13 protein-coding genes are annotated in these 16946 nt (G+C 72.5%); 9 read left to right on the plus strand and 4 right to left on the minus strand.

Features of this window, described 5'->3' with window-relative positions; all coding sequences use genetic code 11:
• Window positions 1-181: 181 nt before the first annotated feature.
• Window positions 182-1657, plus strand: a complete 1476-nt coding sequence (locus ACFQ7Q_RS14040) for a PucR family transcriptional regulator (RefSeq protein WP_383553905.1) — start codon at window positions 182-184, stop codon at window positions 1655-1657.
• A 61-nt stretch (window positions 1658-1718) separates the two neighbouring features.
• Here the strand turns inward: ACFQ7Q_RS14040 and ACFQ7Q_RS14045 are convergent, their stop codons facing one another.
• Entirely contained in the window at window positions 1719-2327 is a 609-nt protein-coding gene (locus tag ACFQ7Q_RS14045) for a hypothetical protein (protein WP_383553908.1), read from the minus strand.
• Between the two features lie 163 nt (window positions 2328-2490).
• On the opposite strand from ACFQ7Q_RS14045, the gene ACFQ7Q_RS14050 reads away from it, so the two are divergent.
• From ACFQ7Q_RS14050 to ACFQ7Q_RS14060, 3 genes are all read left to right on the plus strand, one after another.
• The gene (locus ACFQ7Q_RS14050; protein WP_383553911.1) at window positions 2491-3666 is read left to right on the plus strand and encodes a helix-turn-helix domain-containing protein; all 1176 of its coding nucleotides are present in this window, start codon (window positions 2491-2493) and stop codon (window positions 3664-3666) included.
• Between the two features lie 126 nt (window positions 3667-3792).
• On the plus strand, window positions 3793-4950 hold the full coding sequence (locus ACFQ7Q_RS14055) for an acyl-CoA dehydrogenase family protein (RefSeq protein WP_329120307.1): 1158 nt from the start codon (window positions 3793-3795) through the stop codon (window positions 4948-4950).
• Window positions 4951-5823 (plus strand): acyl-CoA thioesterase, encoded by an 873-nt coding sequence (locus ACFQ7Q_RS14060; protein ID WP_383553914.1) that lies wholly within the window; start codon window positions 4951-4953, stop codon window positions 5821-5823.
• A gap of 19 nt (window positions 5824-5842) precedes the next feature.
• On the opposite strand, the gene ACFQ7Q_RS14065 is transcribed toward ACFQ7Q_RS14060, so the two are convergent.
• Window positions 5843-8575, minus strand: a complete 2733-nt coding sequence (locus ACFQ7Q_RS14065) for a SpoIIE family protein phosphatase (protein ID WP_383553916.1) — start codon at window positions 8573-8575, stop codon at window positions 5843-5845.
• A gap of 80 nt (window positions 8576-8655) precedes the next feature.
• Here ACFQ7Q_RS14065 and ACFQ7Q_RS14070 point away from each other — a divergent pair, with 80 nt between their 5' ends.
• Window positions 8656-9609, plus strand: a complete 954-nt coding sequence (locus tag ACFQ7Q_RS14070; protein WP_383553918.1) for a cation diffusion facilitator family transporter — start codon at window positions 8656-8658, stop codon at window positions 9607-9609.
• Here the strand turns inward: ACFQ7Q_RS14070 and ACFQ7Q_RS14075 are convergent.
• A complete protein-coding gene (locus tag ACFQ7Q_RS14075) occupies window positions 9579-10352 on the minus strand; it encodes a phosphatase (protein WP_383553922.1) in 774 nt (257 codons plus the stop codon). The genes ACFQ7Q_RS14070 and ACFQ7Q_RS14075 overlap by 31 nt on opposite strands.
• A 126-nt stretch (window positions 10353-10478) precedes the next feature.
• Window positions 10479-11066: a TetR/AcrR family transcriptional regulator gene (locus ACFQ7Q_RS14080; protein ID WP_383553925.1), complete on the minus strand. Its 588-nt coding sequence runs from the start codon at window positions 11064-11066 to the stop codon at window positions 10479-10481.
• An 87-nt stretch (window positions 11067-11153) separates the two neighbouring features.
• Between ACFQ7Q_RS14080 and ACFQ7Q_RS14085 the strand changes: the two genes are divergently transcribed.
• Genes ACFQ7Q_RS14085 through ACFQ7Q_RS14100 form a run of 4 tightly spaced genes read left to right on the plus strand, consistent with a single transcriptional unit; the run spans window position 11154 to window position 16910 of the window.
• Entirely contained in the window at window positions 11154-12761 is a 1608-nt protein-coding gene (locus ACFQ7Q_RS14085; protein ID WP_383553928.1) for a carboxyl transferase domain-containing protein, read from the plus strand.
• Between the two features lie 14 nt (window positions 12762-12775).
• Window positions 12776-14812, plus strand: a complete 2037-nt coding sequence (locus ACFQ7Q_RS14090; protein WP_383553931.1) for a biotin carboxylase N-terminal domain-containing protein — start codon at window positions 12776-12778, stop codon at window positions 14810-14812.
• Complete coding sequence (locus ACFQ7Q_RS14095) at window positions 14809-15747, plus strand: hydroxymethylglutaryl-CoA lyase (RefSeq protein ID WP_383553934.1); 939 nt, start codon at window positions 14809-14811, stop codon at window positions 15745-15747. The genes ACFQ7Q_RS14090 and ACFQ7Q_RS14095 overlap by 4 nt, the downstream gene beginning before the upstream one ends.
• A gap of 2 nt (window positions 15748-15749) precedes the next feature.
• Window positions 15750-16910: an acyl-CoA dehydrogenase family protein gene (locus ACFQ7Q_RS14100; RefSeq protein WP_362357566.1), complete on the plus strand. Its 1161-nt coding sequence runs from the start codon at window positions 15750-15752 to the stop codon at window positions 16908-16910.
• The last annotated feature ends 36 nt before the right edge of the window (window positions 16911-16946 follow it).

Genomic DNA, 16946 nt, shown 5'->3' on the forward strand with positions numbered 1-16946 from the left:
CCCTCCCTCGTTCACTTCGGTGGCGTGTCGTGCGGGTGGAGTGACTCCAGTGACCGATCGCGGGGACATCCGCCCGTACCCGCGGCCGCTGGATGGGACGACAGTAGGTGGCCGGAAAGCGACGATGAAGTGTACGTTTCATCCACTGTTCGCAAAGGGGATGTACGAAGGGTCCACACCCATGTCCGCACAGGAGCCCACGCCCCCGGCCCCGCCCGCCCCGCCGGTCTCGCTGGCCGCGCTGCTCGGCCGGCAGGACCTCGGCTTGCGGCTGCTGGCCGGGCCCGAGGACGCGTCCGTCCACTGGGTGCACACCTCCGAGATGGCCGACCCGTATCCGTATCTGCTCGGCGGCGAGCTGCTGATGACTGCGGGCGTCCAGCTCACCGACCCGGCGCAGTACGTCGAGCGGGTGGTGGAGGCGGGGGCCGCGGCGCTCGGCTTCGGGGTCGCGCCGGTGCACGACACCGTTCCTGCGGAGCTCGTCGCGGCCTGCGAGCAGCATGGGCTGCCGCTGCTCGAAGTACCCCCGCAGACGCCGTTCACGGCAGTGGCCCGGGCGGTCTGGCGGCTGATGGCGGAGGCCCGCCTCCGCGAGCTGCGCCGGGTGACCGAGGCGCAGCAGTCGCTGGCCACGGCGGCCGCCCGGCCGGCGCCGGTCCCGGCGGTCCTCGGCGCCCTGGCGTCCCGGCTCGGCGGGCGTGCGGTGCTGTACGCGGCGGGCGGCACGGCGTACGCGACGGCGGGGCGGGCGATCGGGACGGAGGCGGAGGAAGCGCTGCGGCATCTGGCGCAGGTGGTGGGCCCGCGCCCCGGCGGACCGGCATCGGCGAGCGGGGACGGCGGCGGGATGGTGCTCGCGGCCTACGCGCTGGGCGGCGGCGACGGGCTGGCGCTGGGTGTGGCGGCCGAGCGGCGGGAGGCCGCGGACCACACGATCGCCGGGGTCGCGGTCGTCCTGCTCTCCCTGCTGACCGCCCCGCACCGCGGCGCGGACGTCTCGGCCCGGGACGCGGCCCTGGTCCGCCTGCTGCTCGGCACACCCCCGGCCGAGGCGGCGGCCACCCTGGGCCCCGGGCCCTGGACGGTGGTCCACGCCCACGGCGGCGACGGCACGCCGTTCGCCGCGTCGAACCTGGCGTCCGCCCTGGGCACCTCGCTGCTGGACACGGGCGCCCCGGACGACAGCACCGTCCGGCTCCTGCTGCCCGCCTCGTCCCCCGCGACCGCGCAGCCCGGGTGGACCCTCGGGGTCAGCTCCCCCGTCGAGGCACGCGATCTCGCCGTCGGCGACGCGCAGGCCGCGCGGGCGCTGCGGCGGGCGGAGGCGACCCGCGCGGCGCTCGCATGCCATCGGCCCGCCGGGTTCGGCGGGCTGATGGATCCGGAGGAGGCGGCCGCGTACGCCCGGAGCGTGCTCGCGCCGATCGGCGAGCCGCTCACCGAGACGCTGCGCGCCTGGCTCTCGCTCCACGGCAGTTGGGACCGCACGGCCGTCGCCCTGGACATCCACCGCAACACCGTCCGCCAGCGCATCGCGCGCTGCTCCACGCTCCTGGGCATGGACCTGGACGACGCGGACGTACGGATGGAGCTGTGGTTCGCCCTCGGCCGGGTGTCGCGGCCCCCCGGCGCCGCGGCCACTCCCCCCGGGTGACCGCGGCGCTCCGGATCCGGATCAGGCGCCCCGGGCTCGGATCAGGCGCTCCGGGCTCGGATCAGGGCCAGAGCTTGTTGACGGCGGTCTTCGTCGTGGTGCGGAAGGCGGTCAGCGGGGCGTCCTTCAGATCGCCCATCTGGCCCCAGCGGACGAGGGTGACGGTGCGGCCGTCGCGGCCGACGGAGAAGAGGTGGATGTCGGTGCTGCCGATCTGCGGGTCGGCGGTGTCCAGGCTGTAGACCCAGGCGCCCTCCTCGACGGCGAGCTTGCCGTGGGAGGCGCTGACGGCGTGCAGGCCCGGGTTCTGCCGCTCCAGCAGGGGGCCGCAGCCGGCGAGCGCCTTGCGGAGGGTGTCGACCAGCTTCACGGCGTCGGCCTCGGTGCGGGCGACGGTGGTGATCTGGACACCGTTGGTGTCGAGCTCGGTGCTGAACTCGCGGTAACGGGTGTTCTGCGCCGGGATCTTGTACGGGGCGCAGAGGGCGCCGCCGTTCTCCGGGATGCCGGCGAAGACCTGGGTGGCGGTCCACGGCGTCGACGACGGCGGCATCTGGGAGGCGGCGAGGAAGGCGGGCTGGGCGGCGGCCTGCGCCGGGGCCGTGGCGAGGGCCGCGAGGCCCAGGGCGGCAGCGGCGGCGGTGGCGAGTGCGGTACGGAGCTTGTTCATGCTGGTGGATCCCCCGTCGGGTCGTTCGGTCAGTGCTCCACCAGCGTCGGGCCGGCGCCCGCCGCCTGCAACGGTGACGCGCCCACCCTCCGTCCCGGAACCATTCCACCCCTGCTGACGTGCAAGGACGTGAAGGGTGGGACGCAGGGTCGAGGGGGATGGAATGCCGAAGGACGCCGCCGTCGAGGAGTTCGCGCGGCTCGTGCGCGCGCTGAAGGCGCGGGACGGGAGAAGTTACGAGGCGCTGGGCCGGCGCCTGAGCGTCAGCGCGTCCACCCTCCACCGCTACTGCTCCGGCGCGACCGTCCCGGAGGAGTTCGCCGTGGTCGACCGTCTCGCCCTGCTGTGCGGGGCGGACGAGGAGGAACGGCGCGCCCTGGAGGTGGCCTGGACCCGCGCGGACGGCGCCCGCCGCCCTCCGGCACCGGAACCCGGCGCGGAGCCGGCGCCCGAACCCGGCCCGGAGGCGACACCTGAGCCCGCTCCGGAGCCGAAGCCGACTCCGGAGCCCGCGCCGGCCCCGGAGGCGGGACCCGCGCCCGAGCCGGAACCCGTGCACGCGCGCGTGCCGGGCCTCCCGTCCGAGCGGCGGAGGCGCCGGTGGGGATGGGTGGGCGTGGTCTGCGGGGCGCTGGCGGTCGTGGGGACGGTGACGCTCGGAGCCGTACTCCTGCCCGGGAAGACCCGGGAGCGGGCCGCCGAACCACCGGCGCCGCTGACGTGGACGGTCGCCTCGGACATCTGGAAGGACGGGTGCGCGTACACCTACCTCATGGAGCGGACGCCCCCTCCCCCGCCGGAGGCGGCCGACGCGCGGGGCTGGGCGGCGGCGCAGGAGGCCGTGGACGGCGGGGAGACGCTGGTGCGGGTGTCGGTGCAGGGGAAGGGCGCGGCGGCGGTGGTGCTCCAGGCGCTGCACGTGCGGGTGGTGGAGCGGGGCGCGCCGCTGCCGTGGGCGGCGTACCGGATGGGCGACGGGTGCGGCGGGGCGGTGACGCCGCGCCGTTTCGAGGTGGATCTGGACCGGCCGCGGCCGGTGGCTCGGGCACTCGACGGGTACGACGCCTCCGGGGAGGAGGGCCGGACGCTCCCGGCGATCTCCTTCCCGTACGCGGTGACCTCGTCGGACCCGGAGGAGCTGCTCGTCACCGCCCGGACGGCGGGCTGCGACTGCCGCTGGTACCTGGAGCTGGTGTGGAGCAGCGAGGGCCGTTCGGGGACGGTCCGGATCACCGACGACGGGCAGCCGTTCCGCACCGCCCCCGTCGCCGACATGCCTTCGTTCGCGTACGACGACGTGAACCGTCGCTGGATCCGCGAAGAGGCCTCCGGCTCCTGACCAGACGTGACATGGACAACCTTGGGCGCGGAGATCTGGACAGCGGCGCGAACCGATGGGTAACTTGACTGAGCAAGCGCTTAGGCATAGTGCGTCAGGTACCCAGGACTCCGAAGGAGGCGGCTCGTGCGCCGTACGGTATTCAACGAGGACCACGAGGCGTTCCGGGAGACCATCCGGGCCTTCATCGAGGCCGAGGTCGTCCCCGTCTACGACGAGTGGTTCGCCGCGGGCCAGGCGCCGCGCGAGTTCTACGGCAAGCTCGGTGAGCTGGGCATCTTCGGCATCAACGTCCCCGAGGAGTTCGGCGGCGCGGGCCTGGACACCCACAAGTTCGAGGCCGTCCTCTACGAGGAGACCTCGCGCGCGGGCGTCCAGTTCGGCGGCTCCGGCGTGCACGTGCTGCTCGCCCTCCCGTACATCAAGATGCTCGCCACCGACGAGCAGAAGAAGCGTTACCTCCCGAACTTCGTCTCGGGCGACGAGATGTGGGCGCTGGCGATGACCGAGCCGGGCACCGGCTCCGACGTCGCGGGCATGAAGACCACCGCCAAGCTCTCCGAGGACGGCACGCACTACGTCCTCAACGGCGCCAAGACCTTCATCACCGGTGGCGTCCACGCCGACCGCGTGATCGTCTGTGCCCGTACGTCCGCCCCGACGGCCGAGGACCGCCGCCACGGCATCTCCCTCTTCGCCGTGGACACCAAGTCCGAGGGTTACTCCATCGGCCGCAAGCTGGACAAGCTCGGCCTGCGCACCTCCGACACCGCCGAGCTGGCGTTCGTCGACGTGAAGGTGCCGGTCGAGGACCTGCTCGGCGAGGAGAACAAGGGCTTCTACTACCTCGGCCACAACCTGGCCTCCGAGCGCTGGGGCATCGCCTTCGGCGCCTACGCGCAGGCCAAGGCCGCCGTCCGGTTCGCCCAGCAGTACGTGCAGGAGCGCACCGTCTTCGGCAAGCCGGTCGCGCACTTCCAGAACACCAAGTTCGAGCTGGCCGCCTGCCAGGCCGAGGTGGACGCCGCCGAGGCCGTCGCCGACCGCGCCCTGGAGGCCCTGGACGCGGGCGAGCTGACCCCGGCCGAGGCCGCGAGCGCGAAGCTCTTCTGCACCGAGGTCGCGCACCGCGTGATCGACCGCTGCCTCCAGCTGCACGGCGGCTACGGCTACATGAACGAGTACCCGATCGCGCGCCTGTACGCCGACAACCGCGTCAACCGCATCTACGGCGGCACCAGCGAGATCATGAAGTCGATCATCGCCAAGTCGATGGGTCTGTAAGTGCCCGAAGCGCACCACGCTGCACTGGATGACCTGCTCGATCTGCTCGATCTGGAGCGGATCGAGCAGGACATCTTCCGGGGACAGTCCCGCCCGTCGATCGTCCCCCGCGTCTTCGGCGGCCAGGTGGCCGCCCAGGCGCTGGTGGCGGCAGGCCGGACCGTCCCCCAGGACCGTCTCGCCCACTCGCTGCACGCGTACTTCCTGCGCGCCGGCGACCCGGGCGCGCCGATCGTCTACAACGTCGACCGCATCCGCGACGGCCGTTCCTTCACCACCCGTCGTGTGGTGGCGGTCCAGCACGGCCAGCCGATCTTCCACCTCTCGGCGTCCTTCCAGACGTACGAGGAGGGCCTGGACCACCAGTACGACATGCCGGCCGCACCGGACCCGGAGTCGCTGCCGACCCCGGCCGAGATGCTGCCCCGCCACCTCCCCCGCGAGGTCGCGGACCGGCTGATCGAGGCCCGGGCCGCGGTGGACCTGCGCTACGCCGAGGTGCCGCCGTGGGGATCCGTCGGACAGCCCCGCGAGCCGCGCTCCCAGGTCTGGTTCCGCACCAACGGCAAGCTGGCCGACGACCCGCTCCTGCACGTCGTACTGGCCACCTACGTCTCCGACATGACGCTGCTCGACTCGATCCTCCTCGCCCACGGGCGCGGCGGCTGGGCGGTCGGCGACGTCGTCGGGGCGTCGCTGGACCACGCCATGTGGTTCCACCGGCCGTTCCGGGCCGACGAGTGGCTGCTGTACGACCAGGAGTCGCCGTCCGCCTCGGGCGGGCGGGGGCTCGGCCAGGCGCGGATCTACACACAGGACGGCAAGCTGGCGATCTCCGTCATCCAGGAGGGCGTCGTCCGCGTCCCGCGCTGAGGCGTTCGACATCGCGGAATCATCCCCGGCCGGGCATCCGGCCGGGGATGATCTGTTCCGTCCAGATGACCTTGCCCTCGGCGGTGTACCGGGTTCCCCAGCGCTCCGCGAACTGGGCCACCAGGAACAGACCGCGGCCTCCCTCGTCCGACTCCGCCGCCCGGCGCAGGTGCGGGGCGGTGCTGCTGCCGTCGGAGACCTCGCAGATCAGGACCCGGTCGCGGATCAGCCGTACCCGGATGGGGCCGGTGCCGTAGCGGATGGCGTTGGTGACCAGCTCGCTGAGGATCAGCTCGGTGACGAACGCCTCCTCGTGCAGACCCCAGCTCTCCAGCGTCCGGGTGGCCTCGGCGCGCACGGGGGCCACGGCGGAGGGGTCGGAGCGCACCTCCCATGCGGCGGTGCGGTCGGCGTCCAGGACGCGGGTCCTGGCGACGAGCACGGCGACGTCGTCGCGCGGGCGACCGGGCAGCAGGCACTCCAGGGCGGCGCGGCAGGTCTCCTCCGGGGAGCGGCCGGGGTGGGCGACCGCGCGGCGCAGCAGCTCGAGCCCCTCGTCGATGTCGCGGCCGCGGTCCTCGACGAGACCGTCGGTGTAGAGCACGAGGGTGCTGCCCTCGGGGAGTTCCAGCTCGACCGTCTCGAAGGGGAGACCGCCGAGACCCAGTGGCGGACCACCGGGGATCTGGACGAACTCGGAGCTTCCGTCGGGCCGCACGAGGACGGGGCCGAGATGCCCGGCGCGGGCGAGGGTGCAGAGCCGTGAGCCCGGGTCGTAGATCGCGTAGAGACAGGTGGCGCCGGTGACCTGCGCGACCGCACCGCCATCGCCGCCGTAGCCGTTCTCGTCCTCGTCCACGTCCTCGTTCCCGTGCTCACCCTCGTCCTCGTCGATCCGGGCGACCAGCTCGTCCAAGTGCCACAACAGCTCGTCCGGGGGCAGATCCAGGTTCGCGAAGTTGTGGACGGCGGTGCGCAGCCGTCCCATGGTGGCGGCGGCGTGCAGGCCGTGCCCGACGACATCGCCCACGACGAGCGCGATCCGGGCGCCCGGGAGGGGGATGACGTCGAACCAGTCCCCGCCGACACCGCCCACCCCGCCGGCCCCGGCCTGCGCCGGCAGATAGCGGTGGGCGACGTCCACGGCGGTCTGCTGGGGAAGGGCCCGGGGCAGCAGGCTGCGCTGCAGGGTCACCGCCATGGTGTGCTCGCGCGTGTAGCGGCGGGCGTTGTCCACGCTCACCGCGGCGCGGGCGACAAGTTCCTCGGCGAGCGACTGGTCGTCCTCCTCGAAGGGCTCGGGCTTCTCGGCGCGCCAGAACGTGGCCACGCCCAGGACGACGCCCCTGGCCCGCAGCGGGGCCGCGATCATCGAGTGGATCCCGTACGCGAGAAGCCTGCGGGCGTTCGCCGGATCCTGCTCCTGCCATCCGGAGAGCGCGGCCATGTCCGCCTCCATGACCACCTTCCCCGTCCCGAAGCCGGCCGCCTGGGGAGTGGACGGCACGAAGCTGATCAGGCTGCCGGTCGGGTAGAGCGGACTGTCGTCCCGGATGCCCCGGAACGCCACGCGGCGCACGTCCGCGCCCCGCCCCGCCGGCTTCTCGCCCAGGACGACCGGGTCGGCGAGGTCGACGGTGACGAAGTCGGCGAACCGGGGGACGGCGAAGTCCGCCAGTTCCTGAGCGGTCCGCACGACGTCGAGCGTGGTCCCGATGCATATCCCGGCGTCGTACAGCAGCCGCAGCCGCTCCCGCGCGATGTCGGCCCTTCCGGTGAGCGCCCGCAGTTCGGTGGTGTCCCGCAGGGTGACGACGGCGCCGGGCGGACCGCCGTCACGGTCGGTGGGCCGCTGGTTGACCGCCAGCAGGCGGTCCCCGGCCACATGCACCTCGTCGGCGGCCGGACGGCCCGAGTCCAGCAGCCGGGCCATGTCCGGGTCGATCCCGAGGTCCAGCGCCGGGCTCCCGGGGGCATCGGGGGCGAGATCGAGGAGCCGGCGCGCCTCGTCGTTGGCCAGGACCAGTCGGCGGTCGCCGTCGAGGATGAGCACGCCCTCGCGTACGGAGTGCAGCACCGCGTCGTGATGGTCGTACATCCGCGTCATCTCGGCGGGCCCCAGACCGTGGGTCTGGCGCATCAGCCGCCTGCTGACCAGCGCTGTTCCGCCGGTGGTGAGGGCGAGGGCGGCCGCCGCGGTGCCGAAGAGCAGCGGCAGCTGCGCCTCGACGATCCCGCTCACCTGGTCGCTGGTGACTCCGGCGGCCACCAGGGCGATCACCTCGCCGTTCTGTCCGACGACGGGCACGACGGCGCGGATGGAGGGGCCGAGGGTTCCGGTGACGGTCTCCCTGACGATTCCGCCCGCCGCGGCGGGGGCGATCGTGCCGATGTACTTCCGGCCGATCTGGGCGGGGTCGGGGTGGGTGTAGCGCACTCCTTCGGGTGTCATCACCACGATGAACGCCACGTCGGACCCGACTCGTGCCAGCTCGGCCCTGGGCTGCAGGACCGCCGAGGGGTCGGGGCCGGCGAGTGCCTCTTCGAGGCCGGGCGCACTGGCGAAGGTCTTCGCCACCGCGAGGGACCGGGTGCGGGCCTCCCGCTCGCTGTCGGTACGGGACTGCAGGACGAGCGCCACCATGGCCGCGACGACCAGGAGCACCACGATCGCCACCTGGAGGAAGAAGACCTGACGGGCGACGGTGCGTGCGCTCAGCATCGAGCGCATGTGGCTGATGAAACCAGCCATGACTCATTTCTAGCACCGTCGTTCGGGAGGGGTGGTGTCGTTCGCCTTCCGCACCCCTGGCCGGACATACCGTCCGATCCATGGCGGAACAGGGCGAGAGCGTGTTCACGGTGATCGTGGCGGCGGTGGCGAACCTCGGGATCGCCGCCGCCAAGGCGGTGGCGGGTCTGATCAGCGGGTCGAGCGCGATGCTCTCCGAGGCGGCCCATTCGGTCGCCGACACGGTCACCGAGGTCATGCTGCTCACCGCGCTCAAGCGGAGCGAGAAGCCGGCGGACGAGGACCATCCGCTCGGGTACGCCGGCGAGCGCTACGTCTGGGCGCTGCTCGCCGCCGTCGCCACCTTCGTCGGCGGCGCGGTCTTCTCGGTCTACGACGGCATCCACACGCTCGTCCACGGCGAGGAGCTGGGCGACCCGCTGGTCTCGTACATCGTGCTCGGCGTCGCCTTCGTGCTGGAGGGCTTCTCCCTGCGGACCGCCGTCCGCCAGGTCAGGGGCGAGGCGGAACGGATGAAGGCGCCCTTCGGCCGCTATCTGCGGTTCACCCCCGACACCACCGTCAAGGCCGTGGTGATGGAGGACTCGGCCGCCTTGGCAGGACTGCTCCTCGCGGCGGGCGGCCTGCTCGGCGCCGAGATCAGCGGCTCGGCCGTGTGGGACGGCGTCGCCTCGATCCTCATCGGCGCACTGCTGGTGTACGTGGCCTGGGTGCTGGGCCGCTCCAACGCGGAGCTGCTGATCGGCCGCCCGCTGCCGCGGCCGATGCGGGAGGAGGTCCGCGAGGAGCTGCTGTCGGTGCCGCACATCATCGACGTGCTGGAGCTGACGACGCTGATCCAGGGCCCGGACGAGGTCATGATCGCCGCGAAGGTCGACTTCCGTGACGTGTCCTCGGCCGAGCAGGTCGAGTGGGCCTGCGAGGAGGCGGAGGAGCAGCTGCGGGAGCGCTTCCCCGCCGTCCGCCGGGTCTATCTGGACCCGACACCGGGGGTGTCCCCGGGTCAGAGCAGGCCGGACGCGTCGAGCAGGTAGTCGGTGAGCGGCTCGTAGTAGCGGGGGTCCAGGACGTGGTCGTCCAGGGGGATCGTGACCTGCATGGTGCCCTCGGCCTCGCCGATGAAGAGGGCGGGGTCGTTGCAGTCGGCGTAGCCGACGGAGTCGACGCCCCACTGGCCCGCGCGCCCGGCCCAGCCGTGGTCGGCGACGACGAGGTCCGGCCGGCCGTCCTCGCCGAGGGCGTCCAGGATCGCGTTCATGGGTTCCGGCGAATGGGTGTGCCAGAGGGTGGCGCCGCGCTCGAAGACCGCGACGTCGGCGAACTGCACGACGTACCCCTCGTCCGCGATGAGCCCGCCCGGGATCCGCACGATGTCGCAGCCCTTGGCCCGCAGGGCGGCGGCGACCCGACTGTGGGCGTCGATCAGCGCGCCGGGGTGACCGGTCGCGAACAGCACCCGCTCCTTGCCCGCCGCGGCCTTGCGCAGACGGGCGGCCGCCCGGTCGAGGGCGTCGACGGTCAGCTCGGGGTCGATGGTGTCCTGCCCGGTGCGGTGGGCGGGGTCGTCGTTGACCCCGCAGCGCTCGGCCATGACGGCGAGCACGTCCTGCTCGTCGGTCCACCGGTCGCCGAGCTCGAGGCCGAGCCAGTAGTGCCGGTCGCCGTTGGCGAGCTTGCGGTAGTGGGAGAGGTTGTTGTCGCGCGGGGTGGCGACATCACCTGCGATCCGGGTCCGTACAAGGTGCTCGACGAGGGCGGGGCGACTGAGTATCGGCATGGTGCTCATTCTGAAGGACCCTCACCGATTGTGGGCAATCGTTCCGAAGGGCGAGCCGGAGCGGAATGCCGGTGCCCCCGGGCGAAGCCGCCGGGGGGAGGGTGGACACGACGCCGGGGCGGGCGCCTACGAAGTCCCCAGGGCCCCGAACGCCCCATGGGCGAGGCGCCGCAGCAGCTCCTCCATGGCCGAACGCCCGAGCGCCGCGAGGTGCGGAGTGGAGTTCAGCAGCCCGAACACCGCGTGCACCGCCGCCCGCGCCTCGCTCTCGGAAGACGTCGGGTACAGCTCCCGTACGACCGCCACCCACAGTTCCACGTACTGCCGCTGGAGCTGTCGCACCCGCTTGCGGTCCTCGTCCTTCAGCCGGTCCAGCTCCCGGTCGTGGAGGGTGATCAGCGGCCGGTCGTCGAGCGCGAAGTCGATGTGGCTGTCGATGAGCGAGCCGAGCAGCGCCCGCGGGTCGCTCTCCCCCTCGCCCACGCGCAGCCGCCCGCCGTCCAGGAGCCGCTCGCTGATCCCGACGAGCAGCTCGGCCAGCATCGCGTCCTTGCCCGCGAAGTGCCGGTAGAGCCCGGGGCCGCTGATGCCGACGGCGGCTCCTATCTCGTCGACGCCGACGCCGTGGAACCCACGCTCGGCGAAGAGGCGAGCGGCCTCCTTGAGGATCTGCTCGCGGCGCGTGGGGGCGTCGGTCCTGGCGGTGGTGGTCATGGAATCGATTCTAGACAATGGGGTTAGCGGTCGTTAACCTGAAAGCCATACGTTAACGCTCATTAACCGAGCAAGGGAGCTCAGTCGATGCAGCAGGCACCTGTGCTGACGAGCGCGGCGGACCCCGCGTCGCCGGCCTGGCAGGCCAACGAGGCGGCCCACCACGAGCTGGCCGCCGCGCTGCGCGCCAAACTCGCCGCGGCCGCGCTCGGCGGCGGCGAGAAGGCCCGCGCCCGGCACACCGCGCGCGGCAAACTGCTGCCGCGGGACCGCGTGGACACCGTCCTGGACCCGGGGTCGCCCTTCCTGGAGCTGGCTCCGCTCGCCGCGAACGGCATGTACGGCGACCAGGCACCGGCCGCCGGAGTCATCGCCGGCATCGGCCGGGTCTCGGGCCGCGAGTGCGTGATCGTCGCCAACGACGCGACCGTCAAGGGCGGCACGTACTACCCGATGACGGTGAAGAAGCACCTGCGCGCCCAGGAGGTGGCGCTGGAGAATCGTCTCCCCTGCCTCTACCTCGTGGACTCCGGCGGCGCGTTCCTGCCGATGCAGGACGAGGTCTTCCCGGACCGCGAGCACTTCGGCCGGATCTTCTACAACCAGGCCCGGATGTCCGGCGCCGGCATCCCGCAGATCGCGGCGGTCCTCGGCTCCTGCACGGCCGGTGGCGCGTACGTCCCGGCGATGAGCGACGAGGCCGTGATCGTACGGAACCAGGGCACGATCTTCCTCGGCGGTCCGCCGCTGGTGAAGGCCGCGACCGGCGAGGTCGTCACGGCGGAGGAGCTGGGCGGCGGCGAGGTCCACTCGCGGATCTCCGGCGTCACCGACCACCTCGCCGAGGACGACGCCCACGCGCTGCGGATCGTGCGGAACATCGTCGCTACGCTCCCCGAGCGGGGCCCGCTGCCCTGGTCGGTCGAGCCGGTCGAGGAACCGAAGGTGGACCCGGCCGGGCTGTACGGCGCGGTGCCGGTGGACTCCCGTACCCCGTACGACGTCCGCGAGGTCATCGCGCGGATCGTGGACGCCTCCCGTTTCCAGGAGTTCAAGTCCGAGTACGGGCAGACGCTGGTCACCGGCTTCGCCCGGATCCACGGGCACCCGGTCGGCATCGTCGCCAACAACGGCATCCTGTTCGCCGAGTCGGCCCAGAAGGGCGCGCACTTCATCGAGCTGTGCGACCAGCGCGGCATCCCGCTGCTCTTCCTGCAGAACATCACCGGCTTCATGGTCGGCAAGGCGTACGAGCACGGCGGCATCGCCAAGCACGGCGCCAAGATGGTGACGGCCGTGGCCACCACCCGGGTCCCGAAGCTGACCGTGGTCGTCGGCGGCTCGTACGGCGCGGGCAACTACTCGATGTGCGGCCGGGCGTACTCGCCGCGCTTCCTGTGGATGTGGCCCAACGCCAAGATCTCGGTCATGGGCGGCGAGCAGGCCGCGTCCGTCCTCGCGACGGTCAAGCGGGACCAGCTCGGCGACGAGTGGAGCGCGGAGGAGGAGGACGCCTTCAAGGCCCCGATCCGCGAGCAGTACGAGACCCAGGGCAGCGCCTACTACGCGACGGCACGGCTCTGGGACGACGGGGTCATCGACCCGATGGAGACCCGACAGGTGGTGGGCCTCGCCCTCACGGCCTGCGCCAACGCGCCCCTGGGTGACCCCCAGTTCGGCGTCTTCCGGATGTGAGGGGACCTCAGAAGATGTTCGACACAGTCCTTGTGGCCAACCGGGGCGAGATCGCGGTCCGGGTCATCCGCACCCTGCGGACGCTCGGCGTCCGCTCGGTGGCGGTGTACAGCGACGCGGACGCCGAGGCCCGTCATGTACGGGAGGCGGACACGGCGGTTCGGATCGGTCCGCCGCCTGCCTCCGAGTCGTACCTCTCGGTCGAGGCGCTCCTCGACGCCGCCCGGCGGACGGGCGCGCAGGCGGTCCACCCCGGCTACGGCTTCCTGGCGGAGAACGCCGGGTTCGCGCAGGCGTGCGCGGAGGCGGGCCTGGTCTTCATCGGCCCGCCGGCCTCCGCGATCTCCCTGATGGGCGACAAGATCCGGGCGAAGGAGACGGTGAAGACGGCGGGCGTGCCGGTCGTCCCCGGCGCGGCCGATCCGGAACTGGAGGCGGCGGCCCGCGAGTTGGGCGCCCCCGTCCTGCTGAAGCCCTCGGCGGGCGGCGGCGGCAAGGGAATGCGGCTCGTACGCGACCTGTCGACGCTGACCGACGAGATCGCGGCGGCGCGGCGCGAGGCGCGGTCGTCGTTCGGCGACGACACGCTGCTCGTGGAGCGGTGGATCGACCGGCCGCGGCACATCGAGATCCAGGTCCTCGCGGACGGGCACGGCAACGTCGTGCACCTCGGTGAGCGCGAGTGCTCGCTGCAGCGGCGCCACCAGAAGATCATCGAGGAGGCGCCGAGCGTCCTGCTGACGCCGGAGATCCGCGAGCAGATGGGCGCGGCGGCGGTGGAGGCGGCGCGGTCCTGCGGGTATGTCGGCGCGGGCACGGTCGAGTTCATCGTGCCGGGCGTGGACCCGTCCTCGTACTACTTCATGGAGATGAACACCCGGCTCCAGGTGGAGCACCCGGTGACGGAGCTGATCACCGGGATCGACCTGGTGGAGTGGCAGCTGCGGGTGGCGGCGGGCGAGAAGCTGGGCTTCTCGCAGTCCGACATCCGCCTGGACGGCTGGGCGATCGAGGCCCGCGTCTGCGCGGAGGACCCCGCGCGCGGCTTCCTCCCCTCGGGCGGCACGGTCCTCGCGCTCCACGAGCCGCAGGGCGACAGTGTCCGCACGGACTCGGGCCTGAGCGAGGGCACCGAGGTCGGCAGCCTGTACGACCCGATGCTGTCTAAGGTCATCGTCCACGCGCCGGACCGCCCCACCGCGCTCCGTCGCCTCCGGGCGGCGCTGGCGGCCACGACGACCCTGGGCGTCCCGACGAACGCGGGCTTCCTCCGCCGCCTGCTGGCCCACGAGTCGGTGGTGAGCGGCGACCTCGACACGGGCCTGGTGGAACGCGACGCGGACAGCCTGGTCCCGACGGGTGTCCCGGACGAGGTGTACGCGGCGGCGGCCCTGCTGACCGCGTGGGGCGCCCGCCCCGCCGGTTCCCCGGGCGAGGCCTCGGCCGCCCCGGCGGGCGCCGGCTGGGTCGACCCCTTCGACGTCCGCAGCGGCTGGCGCCTCGGCGGCACGCCCGCGTGGACCGTGCCGCAGTTCCGCGTCCCGGGCCACGACCCGGTGACCGTCCGGGTGCGCGGCGCGGCGTCCGGCGCCGAACTGCTGCTCGGCGACCCGGAGGCGGCCGGCGCGGTCACCGCCGCGATCGTCGGCGGTCCGCCGGCCACCGGGGATCGGGAGCTCACCCTGTCTCTCGACGGGGTCACCCACCGCTTCCGCGTCGCCCGCTCCCCCGAGGGCGTCTGGCTCGGCCGTGACGGGGATTCCTGGCACGTCCTGGATCACGACCCCGTCGCCGCCGCGCTCACCGGCGCCCGCCACGGCGGCGCCGACACGCTCGCCGCGCCCATGCCCGGGACCGTCACCGTCGTGAAGGTCGGGGTCGGGGACGAGGTCGAGGCCGGCCAGAGTCTGCTCGTCGTCGAGGCGATGAAGATGGAGCACGTCATCTCCGCCCCGCACGCCGGCACCGTCACCGAGCTGGACGTCACCCCCGGCTCCACCGTCGCCATGGACCAGATCCTCGCCGTGGTGACCCCCAGGGAGGAATCATGACCACGGGCCTGCCCATGACCGTGCCCACCCACGGGCTCCCCGCCCGGGTGCGGATCCACGAGGTCGGTCCGCGCGACGGGCTCCAGAACGAGAAGACCGTCGTCCCGACGGGAACGAAGGCCGAGTTCGTCCGGCGCCTCGCCGCCGCCGGGCTCTCCACCGTCGAGGCGACCAGCTTCGTCCACCCCAAGTGGGTGCCCCAGCTGGCGGACGCCGAGGAGTTGTTCCCGCTCCTCAAGGGCGTTCCGGCCCGGCTCCCGGTCCTCGTTCCCAACGAGCGCGGGCTCGACCGCGCCATGGCACTCGGCGCCCGCGAGATCGCCGTCTTCGCCTCCGCCACGGAGTCCTTCGCGAAGGCCAACCTCAACCGCACGGTCGACGAGGCCCTCGCCATGTTCGAGCCCGTCGTCACCCGCGCCATAGAGCAGGGACTCCGTATCCGCGGCTATCTCTCGATGTGCTTCGGCGACCCCTGGGAGGGTGCCGTCCCCGTCGAACAGGTCGTCCGCGTCACCAAGGCCCTCGCCGAGATGGGGTGCGACGAGCTGAGCCTCGGCGACACCATCGGCGTCGCCACCCCCGGCCATGTGGAGGCCCTGCTCCAGGGACTCAACGAGGCCGGCGTGCCCACCTCCCGTATCGCCGTGCACTTCCACGACACCTACGGGCAGGCGCTCTCCAACACCCTCGCCGCGCTCCGGCACGGTGTGACGACCGTCGACGCCTCCGCCGGCGGCCTCGGTGGCTGCCCGTACGCGAAGAGCGCCACGGGCAACCTCGCCACCGAGGACCTCGTGTGGATGCTCGACGGCCTCGGCATCGAGACCGGGGTCGACCTGGCCGCCCTCACCGCCACCAGCTTGTGGATGGCCGACCAACTGGGCCGACCGAGCCCTTCCCGTACCGTTCGCGCGCTCTCCCACAAGGAGTCCTAGCCATGTCCCTCGACCACCGGCTCTCCGAAGAGCACGAGGAACTCCGCCGCACCGTGGAGGAGTTCGCCCACGACGTCGTCGCCCCGAAGATCGGCGACTACTACGAGCGCCATGAGTTCCCTTACGAGATCGTCCGCGAGATGGGCCGCATGGGCCTGTTCGGTCTTCCCTTCCCGGAGGAGTACGGCGGGATGGGCGGCGACTACCTCGCCCTCGGCATCGCGCTGGAGGAGCTCGCCCGCGTCGACTCCTCCGTCGCCATCACCCTGGAGGCGGGTGTCTCGCTCGGCGCGATGCCCGTCTACCGCTTCGGCACCGAGGAGCAGAAGCAGGAGTGGCTGCCCCGGATGTGCAGCGGCGAGATCCTGGGCGCCTTCGGTCTGACCGAGCCGGGCGCGGGCAGCGACGCCGGCGGCACCCGCACCACCGCCGTCCGCGACGGTGACGACTGGGTCATCAACGGCTCGAAGTGCTTCATCACCAACTCCGGTACGGACATCACCGGTCTGGTCACGGTCACCGCCGTCACCGGCCGCAAGCCCGACGGCCGGCCGCTGATCTCCTCGATCATCGTCCCGTCCGGCACCCCCGGTTTCACCGTCGCCGCCCCGTACTCCAAGGTCGGCTGGAACGCCTCGGACACCCGCGAGCTGTCCTTCGACGACGTCCGTGTGCCCGCCGAGAACCTGCTCGGCGAAGAGGGCCGAGGCTATGCGCAGTTCCTGCGGATCCTGGACGAGGGCCGGATCGCGATCTCGGCGCTGGCGACCGGACTCGCGCAGGGCTGTGTCGACGAGTCGGTGAAGTACGCCAAGGAGCGGCACGCCTTCGGCCGCCCGATCGGCGACAACCAGGCCATCCAGTTCAAGATCGCGGACATGGAGATGCGGGCGCACATGGCCCGGATCGGATGGCGGGACGCGGCGTCGCGGCTGGTGCTCGGCGAGTCCTTCAAGAAGGAGGCGGCGCTGGCGAAGCTGTACTCCTCCACGGTGGCCGTGGACAACGCCCGCGAGGCGACGCAGATCCACGGAGGCTACGGCTTCATGAACGAGTACCCGGTGGCGCGGATGTGGCGCGACTCCAAGATCCTGGAGATCGGCGAGGGCACCAGCGAGGTCCAGCGGATGCTGATCGCAAGGGAGTTGGGCCTCTCCGCCTGACCGGGTCGACCTACCGACCGTACGAGCCGTCGCCCC

The sequence above is a fragment of the Streptomyces sp. NPDC056527 genome (genome assembly GCF_042794475.1).
Classification (GTDB): Bacteria; Actinomycetota; Actinomycetes; order Streptomycetales; family Streptomycetaceae; genus Streptomyces.